Source organism: Xanthomonas sp. NCPPB 3959, from assembly GCF_056675575.1.
Map to the genome: position 1 here is coordinate 20,342 of NZ_JBWWVR010000020.1, position 19,951 is coordinate 40,292.

Annotated in this window: 17 protein-coding genes; 7 read left to right on the forward strand and 10 right to left on the reverse strand. The window is 64.6% G+C overall.

Annotated elements, in window-relative coordinates; genetic code table 11:
• The first annotated feature begins 9 nt into the window (after window positions 1-9).
• The 3 genes from AC1KVG_RS18955 to AC1KVG_RS18965 all read left to right on the forward strand — a co-directional run bounded on the left by AC1KVG_RS18955 (window position 10) and on the right by AC1KVG_RS18965 (window position 4,951).
• Entirely contained in the window at window positions 10-1,446 is a 1,437-nt protein-coding gene (locus AC1KVG_RS18955; RefSeq protein ID WP_481095407.1) for an ABC transporter permease, read from the forward strand.
• The gene (locus tag AC1KVG_RS18960; protein WP_481095408.1) at window positions 1,446-2,714 is read left to right on the forward strand and encodes a DUF3526 domain-containing protein; all 1,269 of its coding nucleotides are present in this window, start codon (window positions 1,446-1,448) and stop codon (window positions 2,712-2,714) included. Before AC1KVG_RS18955 ends, AC1KVG_RS18960 begins: the two co-directional genes overlap by 1 nt.
• 86 nt (window positions 2,715-2,800) lie before the next feature.
• Window positions 2,801-4,951 carry a TonB-dependent siderophore receptor gene (locus AC1KVG_RS18965; RefSeq protein ID WP_481095409.1) on the forward strand — a complete coding sequence of 717 codons (2,151 nt, stop codon included), beginning with the start codon at window positions 2,801-2,803 and terminating at the stop codon, window positions 4,949-4,951.
• A gap of 83 nt (window positions 4,952-5,034) precedes the next feature.
• On the opposite strand, the gene AC1KVG_RS18970 is transcribed toward AC1KVG_RS18965, so the two are convergent.
• From AC1KVG_RS18970 to AC1KVG_RS18990, 5 genes are all read right to left on the reverse strand, one after another.
• Window positions 5,035-5,685, reverse strand: coding sequence for a DUF2894 domain-containing protein (locus AC1KVG_RS18970; protein ID WP_481095410.1), 651 nt, complete (start codon window positions 5,683-5,685; stop codon window positions 5,035-5,037).
• Window positions 5,682-6,356 carry an OmpA family protein gene (locus AC1KVG_RS18975; protein ID WP_481095411.1) on the reverse strand — a complete coding sequence of 225 codons (675 nt, stop codon included), beginning with the start codon at window positions 6,354-6,356 and terminating at the stop codon, window positions 5,682-5,684. The genes AC1KVG_RS18970 and AC1KVG_RS18975 overlap by 4 nt, the downstream gene beginning before the upstream one ends.
• Complete coding sequence (locus tag AC1KVG_RS18980; protein WP_481095412.1) at window positions 6,353-9,025, reverse strand: DUF802 domain-containing protein; 2,673 nt, start codon at window positions 9,023-9,025, stop codon at window positions 6,353-6,355. The genes AC1KVG_RS18975 and AC1KVG_RS18980 overlap by 4 nt, the downstream gene beginning before the upstream one ends.
• 10 nt (window positions 9,026-9,035) lie before the next feature.
• A complete protein-coding gene (locus tag AC1KVG_RS18985; RefSeq protein ID WP_481095413.1) occupies window positions 9,036-9,773 on the reverse strand; it encodes a DUF3348 domain-containing protein in 738 nt (245 codons plus the stop codon).
• Window positions 9,774-10,057: 284 nt separating this feature from the next.
• A complete protein-coding gene (locus tag AC1KVG_RS18990) occupies window positions 10,058-11,257 on the reverse strand; it encodes an MFS transporter (protein WP_481095414.1) in 1,200 nt (399 codons plus the stop codon).
• A gap of 103 nt (window positions 11,258-11,360) precedes the next feature.
• Between AC1KVG_RS18990 and AC1KVG_RS18995 the strand changes: the two genes are divergently transcribed.
• Together AC1KVG_RS18995 and AC1KVG_RS19000 are read left to right on the forward strand one after the other, a co-directional pair.
• Window positions 11,361-12,272 (forward strand): LysR family transcriptional regulator, encoded by a 912-nt coding sequence (locus AC1KVG_RS18995; RefSeq protein WP_115039631.1) that lies wholly within the window; start codon window positions 11,361-11,363, stop codon window positions 12,270-12,272.
• Window positions 12,273-12,552: 280 nt separating this feature from the next.
• Entirely contained in the window at window positions 12,553-12,765 is a 213-nt protein-coding gene (locus tag AC1KVG_RS19000) for a hypothetical protein (RefSeq protein WP_023905335.1), read from the forward strand.
• Between the two features lie 181 nt (window positions 12,766-12,946).
• Here AC1KVG_RS19000 and AC1KVG_RS19005 read toward each other — a convergent pair whose 3' ends face one another.
• Complete coding sequence (locus tag AC1KVG_RS19005) at window positions 12,947-13,219, reverse strand: hypothetical protein (RefSeq protein ID WP_317062322.1); 273 nt, start codon at window positions 13,217-13,219, stop codon at window positions 12,947-12,949.
• A 9-nt stretch (window positions 13,220-13,228) separates the two neighbouring features.
• Window positions 13,229-13,480 (reverse strand): YkgJ family cysteine cluster protein, encoded by a 252-nt coding sequence (locus AC1KVG_RS19010; RefSeq protein ID WP_006449501.1) that lies wholly within the window; start codon window positions 13,478-13,480, stop codon window positions 13,229-13,231.
• A gap of 323 nt (window positions 13,481-13,803) precedes the next feature.
• On the opposite strand from AC1KVG_RS19010, the gene AC1KVG_RS19015 reads away from it, so the two are divergent.
• Complete coding sequence (locus AC1KVG_RS19015; RefSeq protein WP_167387198.1) at window positions 13,804-13,971, forward strand: hypothetical protein; 168 nt, start codon at window positions 13,804-13,806, stop codon at window positions 13,969-13,971.
• A 78-nt stretch (window positions 13,972-14,049) separates the two neighbouring features.
• On the opposite strand, the gene AC1KVG_RS19020 is transcribed toward AC1KVG_RS19015, so the two are convergent.
• The gene (locus AC1KVG_RS19020; RefSeq protein WP_317063395.1) at window positions 14,050-15,213 is read right to left on the reverse strand and encodes a zinc-dependent alcohol dehydrogenase; all 1,164 of its coding nucleotides are present in this window, start codon (window positions 15,211-15,213) and stop codon (window positions 14,050-14,052) included.
• 260 nt (window positions 15,214-15,473) lie between these two features.
• Between AC1KVG_RS19020 and AC1KVG_RS19025 the strand changes: the two genes are divergently transcribed.
• Window positions 15,474-16,118, forward strand: coding sequence for a DUF4142 domain-containing protein (locus AC1KVG_RS19025; protein WP_481095415.1), 645 nt, complete (start codon window positions 15,474-15,476; stop codon window positions 16,116-16,118).
• 824 nt (window positions 16,119-16,942) lie between these two features.
• Here AC1KVG_RS19025 and AC1KVG_RS19030 read toward each other — a convergent pair.
• On the reverse strand, window positions 16,943-18,694 hold the full coding sequence (locus AC1KVG_RS19030; protein ID WP_481095437.1) for an ABC transporter ATP-binding protein: 1,752 nt from the start codon (window positions 18,692-18,694) through the stop codon (window positions 16,943-16,945).
• 26 nt (window positions 18,695-18,720) lie between these two features.
• Window positions 18,721-19,872 (reverse strand): glycoside hydrolase family 1 protein, encoded by a 1,152-nt coding sequence (locus AC1KVG_RS19035; RefSeq protein ID WP_481095416.1) that lies wholly within the window; start codon window positions 19,870-19,872, stop codon window positions 18,721-18,723.
• Between the last annotated feature and the right edge of the window lie 79 nt (window positions 19,873-19,951).

Here is a 19,951-nt window from a genome sequence, read left to right on the forward strand (position 1 = left end):
CGTTACCGCATGAGTCCTGTGCTGTTGGTCGCGCGCGAAGAACTGCGCTTCATGGCGCGCAACCGTTCCGCCGCCATCGGTGTGGTGTTGCTGATGTTGCTCACGCTGGTGGCGGCGTTGACCGCCGCGCATCATCAGCGCGAGGTCGCCGAGTTCCGCGCGCGTCAGCAACTGGCCGCGCAGCAGGCCTTCGAGGCGCAGCCGGACCGCCATCCGCATCGGGTGGTGCATTACGGTCACTTCATCTATCGCCCGCTGCCGGCTTTGGCCGCGTTCGATGCGGGCGTGGATGCGTTTACCGGCAACAGCATGTTTCTGGAAGGCCATCGCCAGAACACCGCCAATTTCGGTGACGTGCGTCAGAGCTCGCTGCTGGTGCGTTTCGGTCAATTGACGCCTGCCTTTGTGCTGCAGGTCTTGGCGCCGCTGATGCTGGTGTTTCTGGGCTATGGCGCAGTGGCGCGCGAGCAGGAAACCGGCACGCTGCGTGCGTTGTTGTTGCAGGGCGCGACGCGCCGGCAATTGTTCGGCGGCAAATATCTCGCGCTCGCGGCGGTGGCCGCTGCGTGCTTGTTGCCGGCCTTGGTCGGGCTGGTGCCCATCGCGTTGTTGCCGGGCCAGGCGCTGCGGGTCGCACTGCTGGTGCTGGCGTATGCGGTCTATCTGCTGGTGTGGTGCGCGCTGGTGGTGTCGGTGTCGATGCTGTGCCGGCGCGGCCGCGATGCGTTGCTGGTATCGCTGGCGGTGTGGGTGTGGCTGGCCTTGCTGGTGCCGCGCGTGGCACCGGATGTGGCTAGTGCCGCGTATCGATTGCCCACGCGGCTGGAAACCGATGTGGCGATCCAGCGCGATCTGCGCACGCTCGGCGACAGCCACAATCCCGACGACCCGCACTTTGCGCAGTTCAAGCAGCAGACCCTGACACGCTACGGCGTACAGCGCGTGGAAGACCTGCCGGTGAACTACAAGGGCCTGCTCGCGCTGGAAGGCGAGCGGCTCACCTCCAGCCTGTTCGAACGGTATGCCGCACGCGATTCGGCCATCCAGCAGGAACAGAATCTGCTGGTGCGCACGTTCGCCCTGCTGAGCCCAACGGTTGCCCTGCGCGACCTCTCGATGACACTGGCGGAAACCGATCTGCGCGCACATGAGCGCTTTCTTGCCCAGGCCGAACGTTATCGTTACACGCTGGTGCAGCAGCTCAATCAATTGCAGGCCGATTCCGTGAGCATGGCCGACGACACCGCCCAGGATGCCGGCGCCGACCAGCGCAAGCGCATCTCCTCCGCGCATTGGCATGAGATTCCGGTGTTCGCCTTCCAGCCGCCGGCCACCACAGAGGTGCTGAGGGCTGCAGGCGCTGCGCTCGGCCTGGTCGGCGCCTGGCTGCTGGCTGCGCTGTGCATGCTGATCGCAGCGGGCCGGCGTGTGGGAGTGGCGCGCTGATGGTGCTGTGGAAGTACGAACTTCTGCTGTTGCTGCGTGCACGTGCCGCGGTGGCCGGATTGCTGTTGCTTGCCCTGTTGACGGTGTGCAGCCTGATCTCCGGCCAGCACGTCATCGCTGCGCAGCGCGACAACATCGCAGGCATCGCAGCGCTGCAGCAGGAAGACATCGCAGCGGTGGAAGACTATGTCGCGCGCACCAACGACGCTGGCAGCGCGGCTTACTACAGCTTCCACCCGACCTGGGATGTGCCCTCGCCATTGGCATTCGCCGCGGTGGGCATGCGCGATGTCTCGCCGTACATCCTGCGTGTCCGCGCGCTGGGGCTGGAAGCGCAGATCCACGATGGCGACAGCTACAACCCGGAGTTGGCATTGGCCGGGCGCTTCGACTATGCATTTGTGTTGGTGTTTTTGCTGCCGTTGTTCGTGATCGCGTTGCTGTTCGATCTGCGCTCGGGCGAACGCGAGGCCGGGCGCGCACGCATGCTGGCCGCGCTGCCGGGTGCCGGAGCCGCGTTGCTGGTACGGCGCGTGGTGGTGCGTGCCGCTGCGGTGCTGGTGTGCCTGAGCGTGCCGTTTGCCATTGCCGCGAGCCTCAATGCGGTGCCGCTGCTGCAACAACTCGCGGTGCTGGCACTGAGCTGTGCCTATCTGCTGTTCTGGGTGTTGCTGGCGGTGCTGGTCGGGCGCATCCACTGGCGCCCCGCCGCGCACGCCACCGCCTTGGCCAGCTGCTGGGTGGTGCTGGCACTGGTCGCACCGGCGCTGGCGCATGTGGCGATCAATCAGGCGGTGCCGGTCAACCAGGGTAGCGAGATCGCGCGGCTGCAGCGCGAGGCGGTCAACCACGCCTGGGATATTCCGCGCCAGGACACCATGCGCGCCTTCTACGCGCAGAACCCGCAGTGGGCAGATTCTGCGCCGTTGACCAGCGCGTTCCATTACAAGTGGTATTTCGCCTTTCACGAAAACGGCGATCAGCAGGTGGCGCCGCAGGTCGCGGCGTATCGGCAAGGCCTGCAACGACGCGAAGCGCTGGCGCAGCGTGTGGCCAGCGTATTGCCGCCGGTTGCATTGCAGGCGGCGTTGACGCGCCTGGCAGGTACCGATCTGCGTGCGCAATTGGCCTATCAAGATCGCATTCGCGCCTATCACCAGGCGTTGCGGACGTTCTACTACGGCTATCTGTTTCGCGACCGGCCATTTACGCGCGAGGACTTCGGGCGTGCGCCGCGTTTCGATGCAAGAGCCGATCCCGCGTCATAGCGGCAGTTGCGTTTCACCCATCACCTTTGGTTCTTTCACTTGCGACCCGGGCATTGCGTGCCTGGGTCCTTCAGGAGTCCTGCCCGATGTCCGTGTTCTCGTCGCGCCAACGCATGCCACACACCGTGCCGTTGCTCAGCATGCTGGCCTGCGCATGCGTCATTGCCTGCGCCGACGCCGACGCCGCCGAGCCACAGGCGCGCGATCTGGATGCGGTGCAGGTGCGCAGCCAGTACACGCCGTACCGCGCGTTGAGCGTCACTGGCGCCACCAAGACCGATGCGCCGCTGCGCGATCTGCCGATCAGTGCGCGCGTACTCGATCAGACCTTGCTGGAGGATGCCGGCGTCAACGACCTGGCCGGTGCGCTGGAGATGGCCAGCGGCATCACCAAGGCCAATAACCTGGGCGGTCTGTGGGATAGCTACTCGATGCGCGGTTTCACCGGCGACCCGAATTTCAGTTCGGATTACATGGTCAACGGCTTCAATGCCAGCCGCGGTTACAACGGCCTGCGCGATGCGGCCAACACGCAAAGCATCGAAGTGATCAAGGGCCCGGCCTCGGCGTTGTACGGGCGCGGCGAGCCGGGTGGGGCGGTCAATATCGTCACCAAAAAGCCCTTGTTCCAGCCGCGGCACAGTGTGGATCTGTCCGCAGGGCGCTTCGACAGTTATCGCGCTGCGGTCGACAGCACCGGCCGGCTGGGCGAGAACCTGGCTTATCGCCTGAATGCGATGCACAAGGATCAGCGCAGCTTCCGCGACACCGTCGATAGCGACAACACCTTGCTGGCGCCCTCGTTGTTATGGATGCCCACGCCCGATACCACGGTGTCCTACGAGCTTGAATTCGTGCGCATCCATGCGCCGTTCGATCGCGGCGTCACCGCCATCGATGGCGATGCCAATCGGCTGCCGGCGTCGCGTTTTCTGGGCGAGCCGCGCGATGGCGATATCGATCTGCATTCCACCGGTCACCAGGTGTTTGTGGTGCACGGCTTGAATCAGACCTGGTCGCTGCAGGGCGGGGCGACCTATCGCGACAGCGGCATGCGCGGTTTTTCCACCGAGCCGTGGACGCTGCAGGCCGACGATCGCACGCTGCGCCGCGAGCGTCGCTACCGCGATTACCAGGGCCGCGATATCGCCGGGCGTGCCGAACTGCTCGGCACCTTGCAGGCGGGCAGCGTCATCCACAACGTGTTGTTCGGTGTCGACGGCAATCGCTTCGACGACAGCCGTTTTCAGCAGCGTGCCCGCTCGGCGGCCACGCCGTACAGCATTGATGTGCTCGCACCGCAGTACGGCGTGGCCCAGCCGGGGCGGCTGGCCACGATCACCGATACCGAAGAGAGGCAACAGGTGTGGGGCGTGTATGCGCAGGACCAGATCGATCTTGGCGCGCGCTGGAAGGCCTTGCTCGGCCTGCGCTACGACCACTATCAGCAGGATCTCGACAACCAATTGCGCGGCACCACACAGCGCGCCTCCGATGGGGTGGTCAGCCCGCGTGCGGGCGTGATCTTCCATGTCGACGATGCATTGTCGCTGTATGCAAGTGTGGCGGCGGGCTTTCGCCCCAACAGTGGCGTGGGTGCGGACGGGCAGAGTTTTGCACCGGAGAAAAGCCGTTCGCTGGAAACCGGGCTGAAATACGTGCAGCCCGGCGATGGCCTGGAAGCCACGTTGGCCGCGTTCCGTATCGACAAGAAAAACGTGCTGAGCCTGGATCCGGCCGACACCAGTTTTTCGCTGCCGGTGGGCGAGATGCGCAGCCAGGGTGTGGAGCTGGATCTGCTCGGGCGGCTGACCCCGCGCCTGGCCGCGTCGGTGGGCCTGGCTTACACCGATTCGCAGGTGACGCGCAGCAGCGAGGCTGCCGCCGGTACCGGACTGGCCGAGGGACGACGTTTTCCGAATGTGCCGCGTTTCAGTGGCAATGCCTTCGTCAACTACGAGCAGCCGTTGACCGGCAAGCGCAGTGCGGCGGTGGGCGTGGGCGTCTCGCACACCGGCGAGCGGCTGGGGTCGGTGGATAGCAATACCGACTTCGTGCTGCCGGCCTACACCGTGTGGCGCCTGGTCGGTCACTACGATCTGAGCGAGCGGCTGCGCCTGTATGCCAAGGTCGAAAACCTGACCGACCGCCGCTACGCCGCGTTCTCCTACAGCGAGCAATGGGTGTATCCCGGCGCGCCGCGCAGCTGGACGGTGGGTGTGCGGTTGCGGTTCTGAGACGGACCGTGGGTTCGATCGGTTGCTCTTAGAGCGGCTAACAAAACGTAGCGAGCGGTCGTCAGTCGTCTTGTGAGTCGCTCTTAGCTGCGACGCGTGGACGGACGCTTGCTGCGCTTCTTGCCAGGCGCAGCGGGTGCGGCGTCATCGCTGGCCAACGCGCCGCCGCTGTGCAGTTGCTCCAGCCACGACAGCGCGTCTACATAGCCGAGGAAGTGCTGCAGATAACCGGGTGAGCATTCGCGCATCAGGCTGATGCAGCGATGCACCAGCACGCTGGAATTGAGGGGGCCGGCGTCCTTGGGTGCCTCCTGCAGCGATTGGCGTACCTGGCTGGCGGTGCGTACGGTGGTCCAGGTACGGCGGAAATCCTCCAGCGCCGGCAGCTCGGGAAACAGCGTGGTATCGAGTGTGGCGGTCTTTCTGCTGTCCACCTCCATCAACGCCGCATGGCCTGCCATCTGGTCGGCCAACGCGCCCAGCGCGCTGCGTTGCAACGGCTGCGCGGTATCGGTAGTTGCACGACGGCGCGCTGCTTTCTTGACTGCCGCCGCATACGCATCGATCAAGTTGCGCAGCTTTTCTTCCAGCACTTCGCGCACCGCATCGGCCTGCGTGCCGGCACGTGCGGCCAGTGTTTCCATCAGATGGAAACGCACCGGATCCAGCTGATCGGCACCTTGCTCGCGCCAGCGCTCCAGGCGCGCGTGTGCGGATGTCGCCTGCGTGCTCATCGCGTGGTTGCGGCCGGCATTGGCTGTGACGTGGCGGAAGCGCGCGAGGTGGAAGGACGCGCAATCGGTGCGATCTCCACACGCCGGTTCCTGGCGCGGCGCGTTTCATCGGCATTGGAATCCACCGGCTGTTGCGAGCCGAACGCCGCAGCGAACACTGACGAAGCCGGCACGCCTTCGGCGATCAGGGCACGGGTCACGGTGAGCGCGCGTTGCGCGGACAGTTCCCAGTTGTCGGCGTAGCGACGATTGCCACCCAGCACCGGGCGGTCGTCGGTAAAGCCGCTGACCATCAGGATCTCTTCGCGCGCCGCCAGGTACTCCGTCAATGGTGCGGCCAGCGTCTTCAGCACCTCGCGGCCTTCCGGCTGCAATTGGTCGGAATTGAAGGCGAACAACACATTGCCGCGGATGCCGATGCGGCCATCGACCAGGGTCACGCGGCCGGCCGCCAGCGGTGCGGCCAGGGCTTGTTCCAGCGTCTTGCGACGCTGCGCTTCGACCTGACGTTGCTTGACCTCTTCGTCCAGGCGGCTGGAGAGCTGCAATTGCACACCGATCACCCCGACCAGGATCAGCACGAACGCGCCCAGCAGCACCGACATCAGGTCGCCGAAGGCGGCCCAGATCGGTGTGCCCGATTCGCCGTCGATGTCGATCTCATCGCTCATGCCGTGGTGGCCTGGCTGCTATCGGCATCGCCTGTATCGCTGCGACCGCGATCGAGCTGACGCAGTTCTTCGATGATCTGCTTTTGCGAGAGCATGCTGAGGTCGACCACCTCGCGCGCCTGCGCCACGTAATAGGCCAGTTGATCGTCGCTGCGGGCGAGCGAGGCATCCAGTGCGCTGGCCACGTGTTGCAGGCGCTCGTTGAGCGCACTGGTGGAGCCGCTGAACAACTGCACCGCCATGCCGAAGGCCTCGCCCAGGCTGGCCACTTCCACCGCGCTGCCGCTGACATGCGCGGCCACTGCGCCGAGCTTACCGGTCTCGCTGCCGATCTGTTCGGTGAGCTGGGTGCCCACGCGTTGCAGCAGATCGGCCGAGGTGGTGACCAGCGCATCCACCGCTTCGCGTTGTTCGGTGGAGGCGTGATTGACCGCGTTGAGCAAGGTGTCCAGCGTGGCGAGCAGCTTGCTGCGTTCTTCCAGCATGGCGGTGTCGCGCACCATGCTCTCGGACAGGTTCTGGCGCAGCTCGGCCACCACGTCGGCGGCCGCCTTGGGTGCTTCCGAGGCGATCTGCATCAGGCGCGACACTTCGGCAATGGTGGCGCTGGCCTGGGCCTGCGCCTGCGTGGACAGCTCGCTGGCGGTGCTGGCCAGGGTGTCGCAGATCGCCTGCTGTTGCTGGGTCACGCGCTCGCCGGTGCGTTCCCACTGCGTGCTCAGGTCCGCGCTCATCGCGGCGAAGCGCTCGCTCCACAGCGCCAGGCGCTGAGTGTCGCGGGCTTCCAGTGCGGCCTGCAGGTCGGTATGCGATTGCTGCAAGGTGCCGACCAGGGCAGCGGCGTGCGTATCGAAGCTGGCGGTGGCAGCAGCGAGTGCATTCTGGTGCTGGCTTGCCAATGCCGCGCTGGCGTCTTGTTGCTGTGCCAGTGCGTCGGTCCATGCACTGGCGGTGTCGTTGCTGGACTGATCCATGCGCTTGGACACCGCATCGACCAAGGCGCTGGAACGCGCATCGAAGGTGCTGGCGAACTGCGTGAGCGTGGTCTGCAATTCCTGCGTGAGCGCGTGATTTGAACGTTGCTGTTCGGCCACTGCCGCAGTCCACGTGGCGGCTGCAGCGGCGGTGCTGGTTTCCAGGCCGCTGCTCAGGCCATCGAGTTGTTGCTGCACGGCCTGCTGCACGCCGTCCTGCAGCGCCGTGGTCTGCTGCGCAAGTTGCTCAAGCGTGGCGTGCAATTGCGTGCTCAACGCTGCGCTTGCGCGTTGCTGCTCGGCCAGCACTGCCGCCCAGTTGTCTGCAGTGGCGGCGTTGCTGCGTTCAAACCCGTCATTGAGTGCGCTCAATTGCTGCTGCACCGCCTGCGTCACGCCGTCCTGCACAGCGATGCTGCGCTGATCGATCTGTTCCAGCGTGTGCTGCAACTGCTCGGTGAGCGCTTGCTGCGCACGCTCCTGTGCGGCCAATGCGGTTTGCCAATGCTCGGCTGCGCTCTGCGCACCGGCCTGGAAGCCTGCGTTGATGCCGTGCAATTGCTGCTGCACGGCCGTGCCCACGCCCTCCTGCAATGCGGTGGTCTGCTGGGCGATCTGTTCCAGCGTGGTCTGCAGCTGCGCATTGAGCGCGTGCTGCGCGCGTTCCTGTGCGGCCAGGGCCGTGGTCCAGTGCTCGGCCGCTGCGCTGGCACTGTGCTGGAAGCCGCTGGTGATGCCATCCAGTTGCTGCTGTACGGCGTGCGTAACGCGCTCCTGCAGCGCGGCGGTGTCGCGCGCGATGCTGGCCATGGTGGCTTCCATCGCCGGCTGCAAGGCCATGCCTACTGCGCGTGCGCTCTCTGCCACGCCAGCCTGCAGCGATTGCTCCATCGCCGTGGCCAGGCGCGCATACGCCGCTTCGCTTCTGGCGTGGAACTCGGCCTGCTGTGCGGCCAGGCGTTCATCGGCGGCGATGCTTTGCTGTTCGATGGTGCTCATCAGCGTCTGCAGCCGATCGATCAGCGTCGGCATCAAGGCGCTTTGCTGCTGCTGCAGCTTGAACACTTCGCCACGCTGATGCGCGTCCGAATGCGGGTGCAGTTCGGATGCGATTTTCAGATCCAGTCGTTGCACGGCCTGCAGCCGCTCGCGCCGGCACAGTGCCGACAACAGCCCCAACATGGCCGAGGTCGCAACGCCGGCAATCGAGGTGCCGAACGCGAACGCCAGGCCTTCCACCGGTGCCGCCAGCGAGCCGCGAATGGCCTGCAGGTCGGTGGCGCTCTGCAATGCGAAGCCGGTGCCCTTGAGCGTGGCCATCATGCCGAGCAAGGTGCCGAGCATGCCCAGCAACACCAGCAGGCCGACCAGATACGGCGTCAGCACCGGTGCGGACAACGCCACGCGCTCGCCCTTGATGCGCAGGCGCACCGCATTGCGCAGGCTCGGGTGCAGACGCTCCAGCCACTCGCTCAATGCCGATGGCGCGGTGGTCAATGCGGCGACGGCATCATCCAGCGTGGCGCTGGCCTGGCGATAGCGGTACAGCTCCAGTGCGCCGGCCACATAACAGGCGCCGATCACCGCTGCGATGCAGGCGCCCAGCGGATTGGAGCCGAGATAGCCGATGCCGACCCAGCAAACCGCCAACAGGCCGACGAGAAACACACACAGGTGGACAAGAGTTCTGAACATGAGGTCCCAGTTAGCGGGTACGAAGCGCTGCAAGCAGGCCTTCGATCGGGTGAAAACGAACATCCAGCTCGGCGAGCAACACGCTCTGCATGTCTTTGCGAAATACATCCAGCCAGCCATCGGAGACGGCGCGTGAAGGGGGATCGCTATCGGCTGGCGAATGCGGTGTGAGCGCGGCATCGCGCAGACGTTCGAAATGCGCACCGAGCAGGCTCGGCACGGTGTTCAACAAGCTCTGCTCGCGCGGGCTCAGGGTGAGTTCCATTGCCGCATCCACTTCGGCCAGCCGCGCCATCTCGTTGGACACCAATGCCAGCATGTCGCGCAGACGGCCACGCAGATCGCCGGTGGCGGTGCGCATCGCGCGTTGCATGGCGAGGTAGTGCTGCCGGAAGGGTGCGTAGTCGGGCATTGGGGCAGGCGCCTCAAGATCGGCGGCGTTGCGCGCATCGGCACGCAGGCGCACGACCAGCGCATCCAGATCGGCCACGCTGCTGGTCGCCAACCCGGCGCGCACGCGTGCGCAGGCCTGGGCATCGGCAGGACGCGGCTCGGGGAGATCGTCGGTGTCGGGCAGCTTGCCATCCAGCGCCTTGGACACCGCCACCGCGCGCGTCCAGTCGATCCACTGGCTCAGCCGGTCGGCGAGCGCGTGGTTGGACTGGGCAACGTGGACGTCGCTGAGGCGAGCAAGCAGGCGAATGAACGCCGGGCCCGAGAGGGGCGCCCGTGGAGAAACTTTCGCCATTCTTCCGGTCAAAGACCGCGCATTTTACACGGGAATGTGCGCCATTCGGCGCTTTGCGCGGCAGTTGCGGGCCTGCCGGCAGGGCCGACCCTGGCGGCATTCAGCCGGCCTGGTGTGAGGGAGCGCAAGGGACTTCGGCGCGCACTGTTGCGTCAGACCGAGCGCGCAGCACCCAACGACAGGGCCGTCTGCGGCGGTATCCGGCTCGGCACGCTTTCGTGGCCACGCGCATCGAGCGAAACCACAGCTGCGGGCCAGATGCGCCTGGCCCGCAACACCCTCCCTCAACGCCGGGCGCGATGCACCAACGGAATCAGCACCACGCCCAGCAGCGCCGCCGCAGCGGCCACATAGCCGATGCTGCCCAGGCCCCAGGCCGGAATCACCAGCCCGCCGATGATCGCGCCGATGCCGATGCCTGCATTGGCCGCCGACACATTGGTGGTGCCGGCCAGCGCCTGCGAATGGGTCACCGAGTTCATCACCCGCACCTGGCTGATCGGAAACAGCGCGGTATAGGCAATGCCCCAGACCGCCAGGGTCAGAGAGAGCAGCACCCCGGTCTTGGCCACCGGTACGCACAACGCCATGCCAAGTGCGAGCAGCAGCAGGAACACCGCGGTGGCGCGCAGCGGCGAGCGATCCACCACCCGGCCGCCGAGCCAATTGCCGATCAGACCGATCGCGCCAAAGCCCATCAGCCACCAGCCCACATTCGCCGCCGGCACGCCCACGCTGCGTTCCAGCAGGTCGGCCAGATAGGTGTAGGCGGTGAACATGGCGGTGAAGACCACGACCGACAGCGCCACATTGGCCAGAAAAAAGCGCTCAGTGAAGATGCCGGCCTGCTGGCGCAGATTCACCCGTGCGCTGCGGGCCACCGTCGGCATCCACACCGCCAGCGCGGTGGCCATCGCCAGCGACAAGGCGGCCAGAATCCAGAACGCGCCGCGCCAGCCGATGCTGTTGGCCGCCACCGTGCCCAGCGGAATACCAAACAACAACGCCGCCGAAATGCCCAGATACACCCGCGATACCGCGCGCCCGGCGTGCCGCGGCCCGGCCAGTTGCCCGGCGGTCTCGCTGGCGGTGCCCCAGAACACCGGCAATGCCAGCGCCGGGATAAAACGCGCCAAGGCCAGCACCCAGATGTTGGGCGCCAGCGCGGCCACCGCGTTTGAGACCGCAAACACCAGCAGGATCGCGATAAACAGGCGCTTGCGATCCACATGCGACAGCCACGCGGTCAGCGGCGGGCCGAACAGCATCACGGTAAAGGCGAACAGCGTCACCAGCTGGCCGGCGGCGGAAATGGAAATTTCCATATCGCGCGCAAGGCCGGGCAGCAGCCCGACGATCAGGTACTCGGTGGTGACGATCACGAACGCGGCAAACGCCAGGATGAAGATCGCCAGCCCGCTGCGCGCGGTGGCCGGCGCATTGGTGGCAGAGGCGGTGGACGTGGTGGAACGGACAGCAGACATGGCATGCGCCGCAGTGTGGGCTGGCCATGATAAGAAAGAATCCAAGTCGTATATCGGGAGTATTTTCCGTACATTGCGGACTTCAGTTCTTCAATGTGCCGTCATGCATCCCTCCGAACGCGTCAAAGGCATCGACATCTTCGTCAGCGCCGCCGATGCCGGCAGCTTCACCGCCGCCGCCGAGCGGCTCAGCCTGACCAGCTCGGCAGTGGGCAAGGCCATCGCCCGCCTGGAAGCACGCCTGGGCGTGCGCCTGTTCGCGCGCACCACCCGGCGTCTGGCGCTGACCGATGCCGGCGCGGCGTTCTACCGGGTCTGCGTCAAGGTGCTCGACGAGCTGGAAGAGGCCGAGCACGTCCTGCGCGCCGAAGGCCAGGCGCCCACCGGCCGGCTGCGGCTGGACCTGCCGGTAAGCTTCGGCCGGCGCAAGGTGTTGCCGGTGTTGCTGCCGTTCTTTCAGCGCTATCCCGGCCTGCAGCCAAGCATTTCGTTCACCGATCGCTTCGTCGACATGGCCGAAGAAGGCATCGATATCGCAGTGCGCATCGGTGGGCCGGATCAGTGGCACAGCAGTCTGGGGCACCGTTACCTGGGCCATGAAAAACGCGTGTTCTGCGCCGCGCCGCAGTATCTGGCGCACCGTGGCACCCCCGACAGCATCGCTGCATTGCTGGCGCACGACGCGGTGCTGTACGGCAAGGCCGATGGGAGCAGTAGCCCGTGGTTGCTGCGGCATGGCGCAGGACCGGTGGAACAACGCGCGATGGACGCGCGGGTGGTGTTCGGCAATGCAGAAGCGCAGGTGGATGCGGTGGCGGCCGGGCTGGGCATCGCGCAACTGCCGACCTGGTTGATCGATCACCATCTGCAGCGCGGCAGCCTGGTCGCAGTGCTGCCGCAGTGCGATACCGAAGGCCTGCCGCTGCATCTGGTGTGGATGCGCGCGCGCCAGTTGTTGCCCAAGCTGAGCCGCTTGCTGGAATGTCTGCAGCAGGGATTGCAGGATGCGGCGTGATGGCCGTGCGTAGCGAAGCCTGAGGCGTGCGCTGCCTCGGGTTGTGCACCCTATGCATCCACTAGCGTTGGTTGCAATGCAATTCAAGGTGCGCGTTGGTAAGCGCGTCATTACACGCAGCAGCACGTTGCAGCACGCCAGATCGAACCACTCACGCCGGTGTGCGCGTGCTCTCTAACCAATTCAGCTTCAAATCCGCCGTCTTACGGTCGACCCTGTTTTGTAAGGTGAACGCGTGTAGGCTGCGGGCCGGGGACGACTCCCCAACGAGGTGACCGCAATGGATCGCTCCGACATGCAAGTGTCCGATCTCATGGTCCTGGAGTTGCAAGGGTTCCACGATGCCTATGGCAATGGACCGGACTTCTGGGACGCGTATCAGCGCATCATGACCAGTGCCGCGCAAGCCGGCGGCGACGTGATCGCGCTGGCCAACGAAATGGCGTCCCTGGCGCAGGGGCTTGGCGTGATCAAGCACGCGCAGTTGCTGTAATTGCCAATTGCGCTGCGGGCCGGCGGCGCCGGTCTGCCTGCCGGGCACCGGCCATTGTCGAGATGACGATGGCTGGCGCTGTTCTTCCAGCGGCTGCGGTGTGTGCACGCAGCGCGCTCTCCATCGCCCAACTCAGCAGCGACAGCCACACCGCAGGTGCGTTGCCACTGCGATGCGCCGCTTATTCGGCGTCGCTTGCTTCGGTTGTCGCTGTCTCTGTCGCTTCAGCTGCGTCGTTTTTCTTGACAGCCGGCTTTGCGGCGACGGCAGCAGCCGGTGCAGCGTCGGATTCGCCACGCTTCTTGTCACGACGCAGAGGCGTATCGCCCAGACGCTCGATCGCGCCACCGGACTGCTGAAACGCTTCCAGATCAGCAGCCAGGCGCTGTTCGGACAAGCGCGGCTTGCCTGGCTGATTGCTCACGGTCATCGACTGGCGGCGGGAATTATTCATCGCAAATCCTCATGCGTTGTAGAGCGTCAAGGGAATGCCCCGGCGGCGCTGATCGTCGTAGGTGGCACGCACGTCGCGGCAATACGGGCCGGACATGACGAAACGGCGGCAGATGGCCGGCCGTGTGTCGTAGATCGAGCAACACATGCGCGCCGCATCGATGGCCACGCACCAACCTTCCTCGTCACGCGCCATCACGTGCCAGCCTTGCGGCGTCACGGTGGTCAGATGGTTTGGAATGCGGTCGGTTGAGTCGACCATGACAGTGAGCCGGCAACAGACGGCGTCGCAGCGTTCGCAGAGATTCTTGATGGAGAAGGCCAGATAGTAGTGAAGGCGACACCGGGCTCCGGCCGCCTCTGCACCATACACCCTGGGCGTGCCGGGGTGTGAACCGTGCCCCCCGATTCGCTTTGCATGGCTTGGCGGTTACGCCGCGGCGCATGCGATGCAGGCGCGCCGCGCAGCGGGCTTGTGGAATGCGTTGCCTTTGTCGCCTCGATGCGAAGACCGCTTTCACCTGCATCATCGCTGCGTCGCCGTAGCGTGGCGCAGTCTGCATCCACCTAGCCAGGAAACTCTCGATGAGCACCTCGAATCAAACCGTGTCCACACCCGACCACAGCAGCGATCACGACGATCAGCGCAGCGAGAAAGAAAAGCAGGATGCGCTACAGGACGATGCGCTGGAAGAGACCTTTCCGGCCAGCGATCCGGTGTCGCCGTTCGTGCCGGCCAAACCGCTGGATTGATCTGCATCTCAAACGAGTGAGGTAGACAAGCGGCGCACGCATCGATTGCGCCGCTTGTGTTTGCCTGTTCGCCAATGGTTACGGCGTCAGCACGACTTTGCGGCAATCGTCCTGCTTCTTGTCGAACAATTCGTAGCCACGCGCTGCGTCGGCCAACGGCATGCGGTGCGAAATGATCGCGCTCGGCTTGAGATCGCCGTTGCCGATATGTTCCAGCAACTGCGGCATATGTTTTTGCACATGGGTCTGGCCCATCTTGAAGGTGAGCCCCTTGTCGAAGGCATCGCCGAACAGGAAAGCGTGGATGAAGCCGGCATACACGCCCGGCACGCTGACCACGCCGCAACGACGCGTCGCCGCGATGCATTGGCGGATCGCCACACCGCTGCTGCCTTCCAGCTTCAAGGTGGTCAGTGCGGTTTCCACCGCGCTGCCTTCGGCCTCGAAGCCCACCGCTTCGATACTGGCATCCACGCCGCGGCCATCGGTCTGCGAGACGATCACATCGGCCGGGTCGTCGATCTCGTCAAAGTTGATCGGGATGACGCCATACGCCTTGGAGGCGAAGTCGAGCCGATACGCGTGGCGGTCGACCATGAAGATACGTTCGGCGCCCAGCATGCGGCAGCACGCCGCAGCCATCAGGCCGACCGGGCCGGCGCCGAAGATGGCCACGGTGGAGCCTTGTTTGACGCCGGCATCGACCACGGCTTGATAACCGGTGGGCAAGATGTCGGACAGGAACAACACCTGCTCGTCATGCAGGACATCGGGCACCACCAGCGGGCCGACATTGGCCTTGGGCACACGCACGTATTCGGCCTGCCCGCCCGACAGACCACCGTAGAGATGGCTGAAGCCGAACAAGGCCGCCGGTGGGCGCATGTCCTTATGATTCAATGCCGCGCCCTTGCCGGTGTTGGTGGTTTCGCACGCGGAAAATTCCTGCAGCACGCAGTGGAAGCAGCGCCCGCAGGCGACCACGAACGGAATCACCACACGGTCGCCCGGTTTGACTGCAGTGACATCGGGGCCAACGTCTTCGACGATGCCCATGAATTCATGGCCGAGAATGTCGCCATGGCGCAGATCGGGAATCTTGCCGCGATACAGATGCAGGTCCGAGCCGCAGATGGCCGTTGCGGTGACGCGCAGGATCAGATCGTCGCGTTCGACAAGCACAGGATCCGGCACGGTTTCAACCCGTACATCGCGTGAGCCGTGATAGTTGAGGGCAAGCATTGAGATCTCCCGAAAAGGCCGTCGATGCGCGGCAACCCATGCAGTGTTCGTGCAGCATCGTTAAGCCCATCAGCACACAGCGTGCGCATGGTGTGGACGCGTCCGATTGGCGACGCCGCGTTGATGCGCAAGTCACGTCTGGATAACCCTCGCAATCGCACCCTGAGATCACTCGTCAAATCGCTTGCAGTCATTCCACACATCGCGATGCGAACCCGACAATCAATGATCGCCAAGCAACGATCACTCAGGAGGCAGTAATGGGACTTTTCAAGATGGTAACCGCCGGCGCCGTGGGCTATGTGGCATACAAGGCGTGGCAGCGTCGTCAGGGCCAATCGACCGATGCGGCAAGCGACACCAGCAGCGACCGCGACATTCAACAGACCACGTTGACCGGACCTGCCGGCAAGAGTGCGACACCACCGCATGGCGACCCACTGCGCACCGACGCCAACATCTCCACCGATCGCAAGCAGGCATTGGGCGCACTGGTCATTTTCAACGAGCAGGAGCGCACGCTGGCGCAACTGGCTGTAGTGAAAGGCATCGGCGGCGAATCGCTGCAGTTCGCACGCAAGATGGATGAAGCCCATAGCGCTGCGCTGACCGACCTCAGCCGTTTTGCGCCGGACCGCAATGGCACCCTGGCGCAAGCCGCATCCGCACGTGCGGACGGCACTCGCAAGCGTCTTGACGGGTTGAACGGCAAGGAATTCGAAACGCAGTACCTGCAGGCCAGCGTGACCAGCCATGAGCAGGCGCTGGCACTGCTGGATACGCAATTGAGCAGCGAGCCGGGGTCGAGCGATCTGGGCAAGGAACTGCAGCGTGCCCGCGAAACCATTGCCCAGCACCTTGAACATGCCAAGGCGCTGCGCACCAAGTCGACCCAGCCACATTGATCGATTGATTGCTGGTCGCTCTTGTAGCGGCCAACAAAACGACTGCGCTCATCGTCAGGTGGGCGCAGTTGTCTTTTCGTTTCCTGTTCGCAGATGAGTAGGTTGGAAGTGCGATGTCCTTATCGCTTGATTGGCTCTGCGGTGTCATGGGTGCCGGTACATAGCAGTCTTGTGTGCATGCATGGCGTGTTCCGATAATGGATGTGGCACTAGGCATCGACTATCGCCGTGCACGACGCCTGCCGGTTTTGCGCGAAGGCTTCGGTCTGCTGCGGGCGCTTGCACGCGTACCGGCGTGGGACACGCCGCAAGTACGTCCATGTAGGCTCTTACGCGGCATCCATGCCGCGTAAGGTCCCACGCCGGCACGCGTGCAAGCACCTTTCAGGTTTTGTCGGTGGCTGCGGAAAAGCGAAGATGTTGCTTGCCTCTCAGTAGCCTTAAAGGGTGGATGGCACCCCGCTAATTGACTATCGCCGCGCACGATGCTTGCCGGTTTGCGCGGACACTTCGGTTTGCTGCGGGCGCTTGCACGCGTACCGGCGTGGGACACGCCGCAAGTACGTCCATGTAGGCTCTTACGCGGCATCCATGCCGCGTAAGGTCCCACGCCGGTACGCGTGCAAGCACCTTCGGATGTTGTCGGTGCTGCAGAAAGAGCGACGATATTGCCTGCCGATCCGCAGTCGCGAAAGGTGGAAGCGCGGTGTCGTATCCGGGGGCGGGACCATGTGGCGGCATGGATGCCGCCACTGAGCCTCCACGGACGGATTCACGGCGTGTCCCGACACCGGATGCGGCGCCGCGCGCAGGCCGCATCATGCTTACGTTTCGTCAGGCGCTGCCTGCTCGAATCCAGCCGCCTGCCGCTGCCACAACCCATCGAAGACGCCGCCATGCCCGCGCAGCTGTGCAGGATTGCCGTCTTCGACCACGCGGCCTTCCTGCAGTACCACGATGCGATCGAAGCCGATCACCGTGGACAGGCGATGGGCTACCGCCAGTACGGTGCGGTCGCGCATCAGATGATCCAGCGCGGCCTGAATTTCCGCCTCCGATTCGGTGTCCAGTGCCGAGGTGGCTTCGTCCAGGATCAGGATCGGTGCGTCCTTGAGAAACGCACGCGCGATGCCCAGCCGCTGCCGCTGACCACCGGACAACATCACCCCGCGCTCGCCAACCTGGGTGTCGTAGCCTTGCGGCAGTTGCCGGATGAATCCATCGCAGAAGGCGTGCCGCGCTGCCTCCTGTACATCTGCATCGCTGGCGTCCGGCCGGCCATAGCGGATGTTGTCGGCAATGCTGCGGTTGAACAGCGCGGTTTCCTGCGGCACCACTGCGATCTTTTCGCGCAGGCTGTCCTGGCTCACACTGCGGATGTCCTGGCCGTCGATCAGCACGCGCCCGGATTCCACATCGTCCAGTCGCTGGATCAGCGCAATCAAGGTCGATTTGCCGGCGCCGGATGGCCCGACGATGCCTACCTTCTGGCCTGAGGAAATATGCAGATTCAAGTCGTGCAGCACCGCCGGGCGATCGGGATAGGCAAAGCGCACATGTTCGAAACGCACATCGCCTTCGGCCAGCGCCAATGGCGCATCCGCATCCACCAACGCATGCGGCTGCAGGATGATCTGCAAGGTATCGGCGATCGCGCCCAGCTGCTGGGTGGTATCTACCAGCGTCAGCGCCAGGTCGCGCGAGCCATGCAGGATGCGAAACGTCAGCGCGCTGACCAGCACCACATCGCCTGCGCTCACCGCGCCGGCACGCCACATGCCGATTGCCCAGATCAACATGCCGCCGGCCATTAACGACAGGCAGATGTCATGGATAACCCGGGCCTTTTCCACATACATCCAGCTGCGCCGGTGCGCGACGGCTTCATAGCCGATCTGTTCTGCCAGCCGGGCGCTTTCGCGATCGCGCGCGGCAAATGCCTTGATCGTCCATACATTCGAGACCGCATCCACCAACTCACCGCCCACGCGTGCGGCCTGCGCGGCAAAGCGCTGATGCTTGGCGCGGCCGCGGATGCCGAAGCTGGTGATGATGGCCGCCACAATCCCGATGAAGCCGACCAGCGTGGCCGCCATGCGCCAATCCACGGTCAGCAGCAACACGATGGCGCCGATGAAATCCACGATCGGCGGCACGATCTTCCACGCCAGCCCGCCGTAGATCTGCCCGGCCGCGCTGCCGAGCGCGGTGATGCGATTCCCCAGCGCACCGGCGAAATGCTCGCTGAAATAGCGCATGGGGTGCCCGGTGAGATGGCGGAACAGATCCACCCGGATATCCACCACGCTGGCAATAACAGTGCTGCAGCCCAACCAGCCGCCCAGGCGCCACAGCAGGTTTTCCACCGCAATCAGGCCGATGAAAACGCCCAGCGGCAACCACACATTGGCCTGGCTACGTTGATCGGTGGCCATCGCATCGACCAGCACCTTCATGCCGTACTGCACCGACACCGCGCAGCCGGCGGCGCCGATGATCAACAACAACAACCCACTGAAATGCCAGGGCCGCTGGCGCACGTAATGCCACAGAAAGCGTGCCGGCGTGTCCGGCAATAATTCCGGCTGGGCAGTGGGCGTTGTCACGTATCGATGTCGGCCAGTGCAAGCTGCGGCACTTGCAGGCCAAAGCGTTCGTGTTCGCGACGCAGTTGTCTGGCCAGTCCGGCATGCAACGGGCGTTCGCCCTGCTCATCGGCATAACCGAACAGGCCGGTGGGGCAATGGCGGTAGTTGTCCCAGCCCGGATAGTCCAGCACCGGGTAGAGGCAGATGCCTTCCATCGGCACGCCTTGCTGCATCGCCAGTGCCACTTCGCTGCCGACATGGTCAAGCCAGGGGCCGCGTTTGTCGGCTTCGGCGCCGGTTTCGGAGACGAACATCGGACGCCGATAGCGCTGCCAGAACTCGTCCATGATGGCCGAAAACGGGCGGTAATCCGTTGAGCTGCGCAGGATCGGTGTGCCGCCCAGATACCACTGATTGTCTGCGTAGTAGTTGAGGCCAATGATGTCCAGATGTTGCGGTGTGCCGCCCAATCCAGGCCATTGCTTGCCGCAGATCATGTCCCAGGCTTCGAACTGGGCCAGTCGCAGGCGTTCGGCTTCGCGGCGCGGGCCGGGGCGGTCGTTGGAGGGGATCACATGGATGGCCGGGTCTACCTGCACGAAGCGCGCGCGCGGTTCCACCTGGCGTACCGCATCGATCGCGGCGATGGTGGCGCGTACCAGCTGATGCTTGAGCTCGAAGCCGCGTCCGCGTGCTTTTGGATACATGCCTGAGTGGTCGCCGCCGTTCCAGGCCCAGAACGAGATCTCGTTGACCGGGGCATAGAACGGCACCGCGTCGGTTTCGTTCTTGACGCATTGCGCGGCCGCAGCGGCAAAGCGTGCAAAGCGATCGACAAACTTCGGCGACCAGATATCCACATCGTCCGGCCAGCCGTAATGGCACAGATCCCAGATCACCTGGGTGCCGGCGGCATTGGCCGCGTGCAGCATCGGCAAAAAGCTGGACCAATCGTAATGACCGGGGCGTTGTTCGATCAGGTGCCAGCGCAAGCCGTCGCGCACAGTACGCAAGCCGTGCGCCGAGACGGCACGGTAATCGTTGGCGGCCCAGCAGTCGTGCTTGGTGCCGGCGATCAGATCCAGCCGGCGGCCATCGCGGCGGCGATGGGTCGAACACTCGAACCCCGCCATGAAAAAACTGTAGAACACTGTGGGGGTATGCATCTGACATCCTGCTGCACGATCGGTTGCACGCTGGCAACCGACCATCGATGACTGCCCCGCAGCGCGAGCGCGGTGGGGC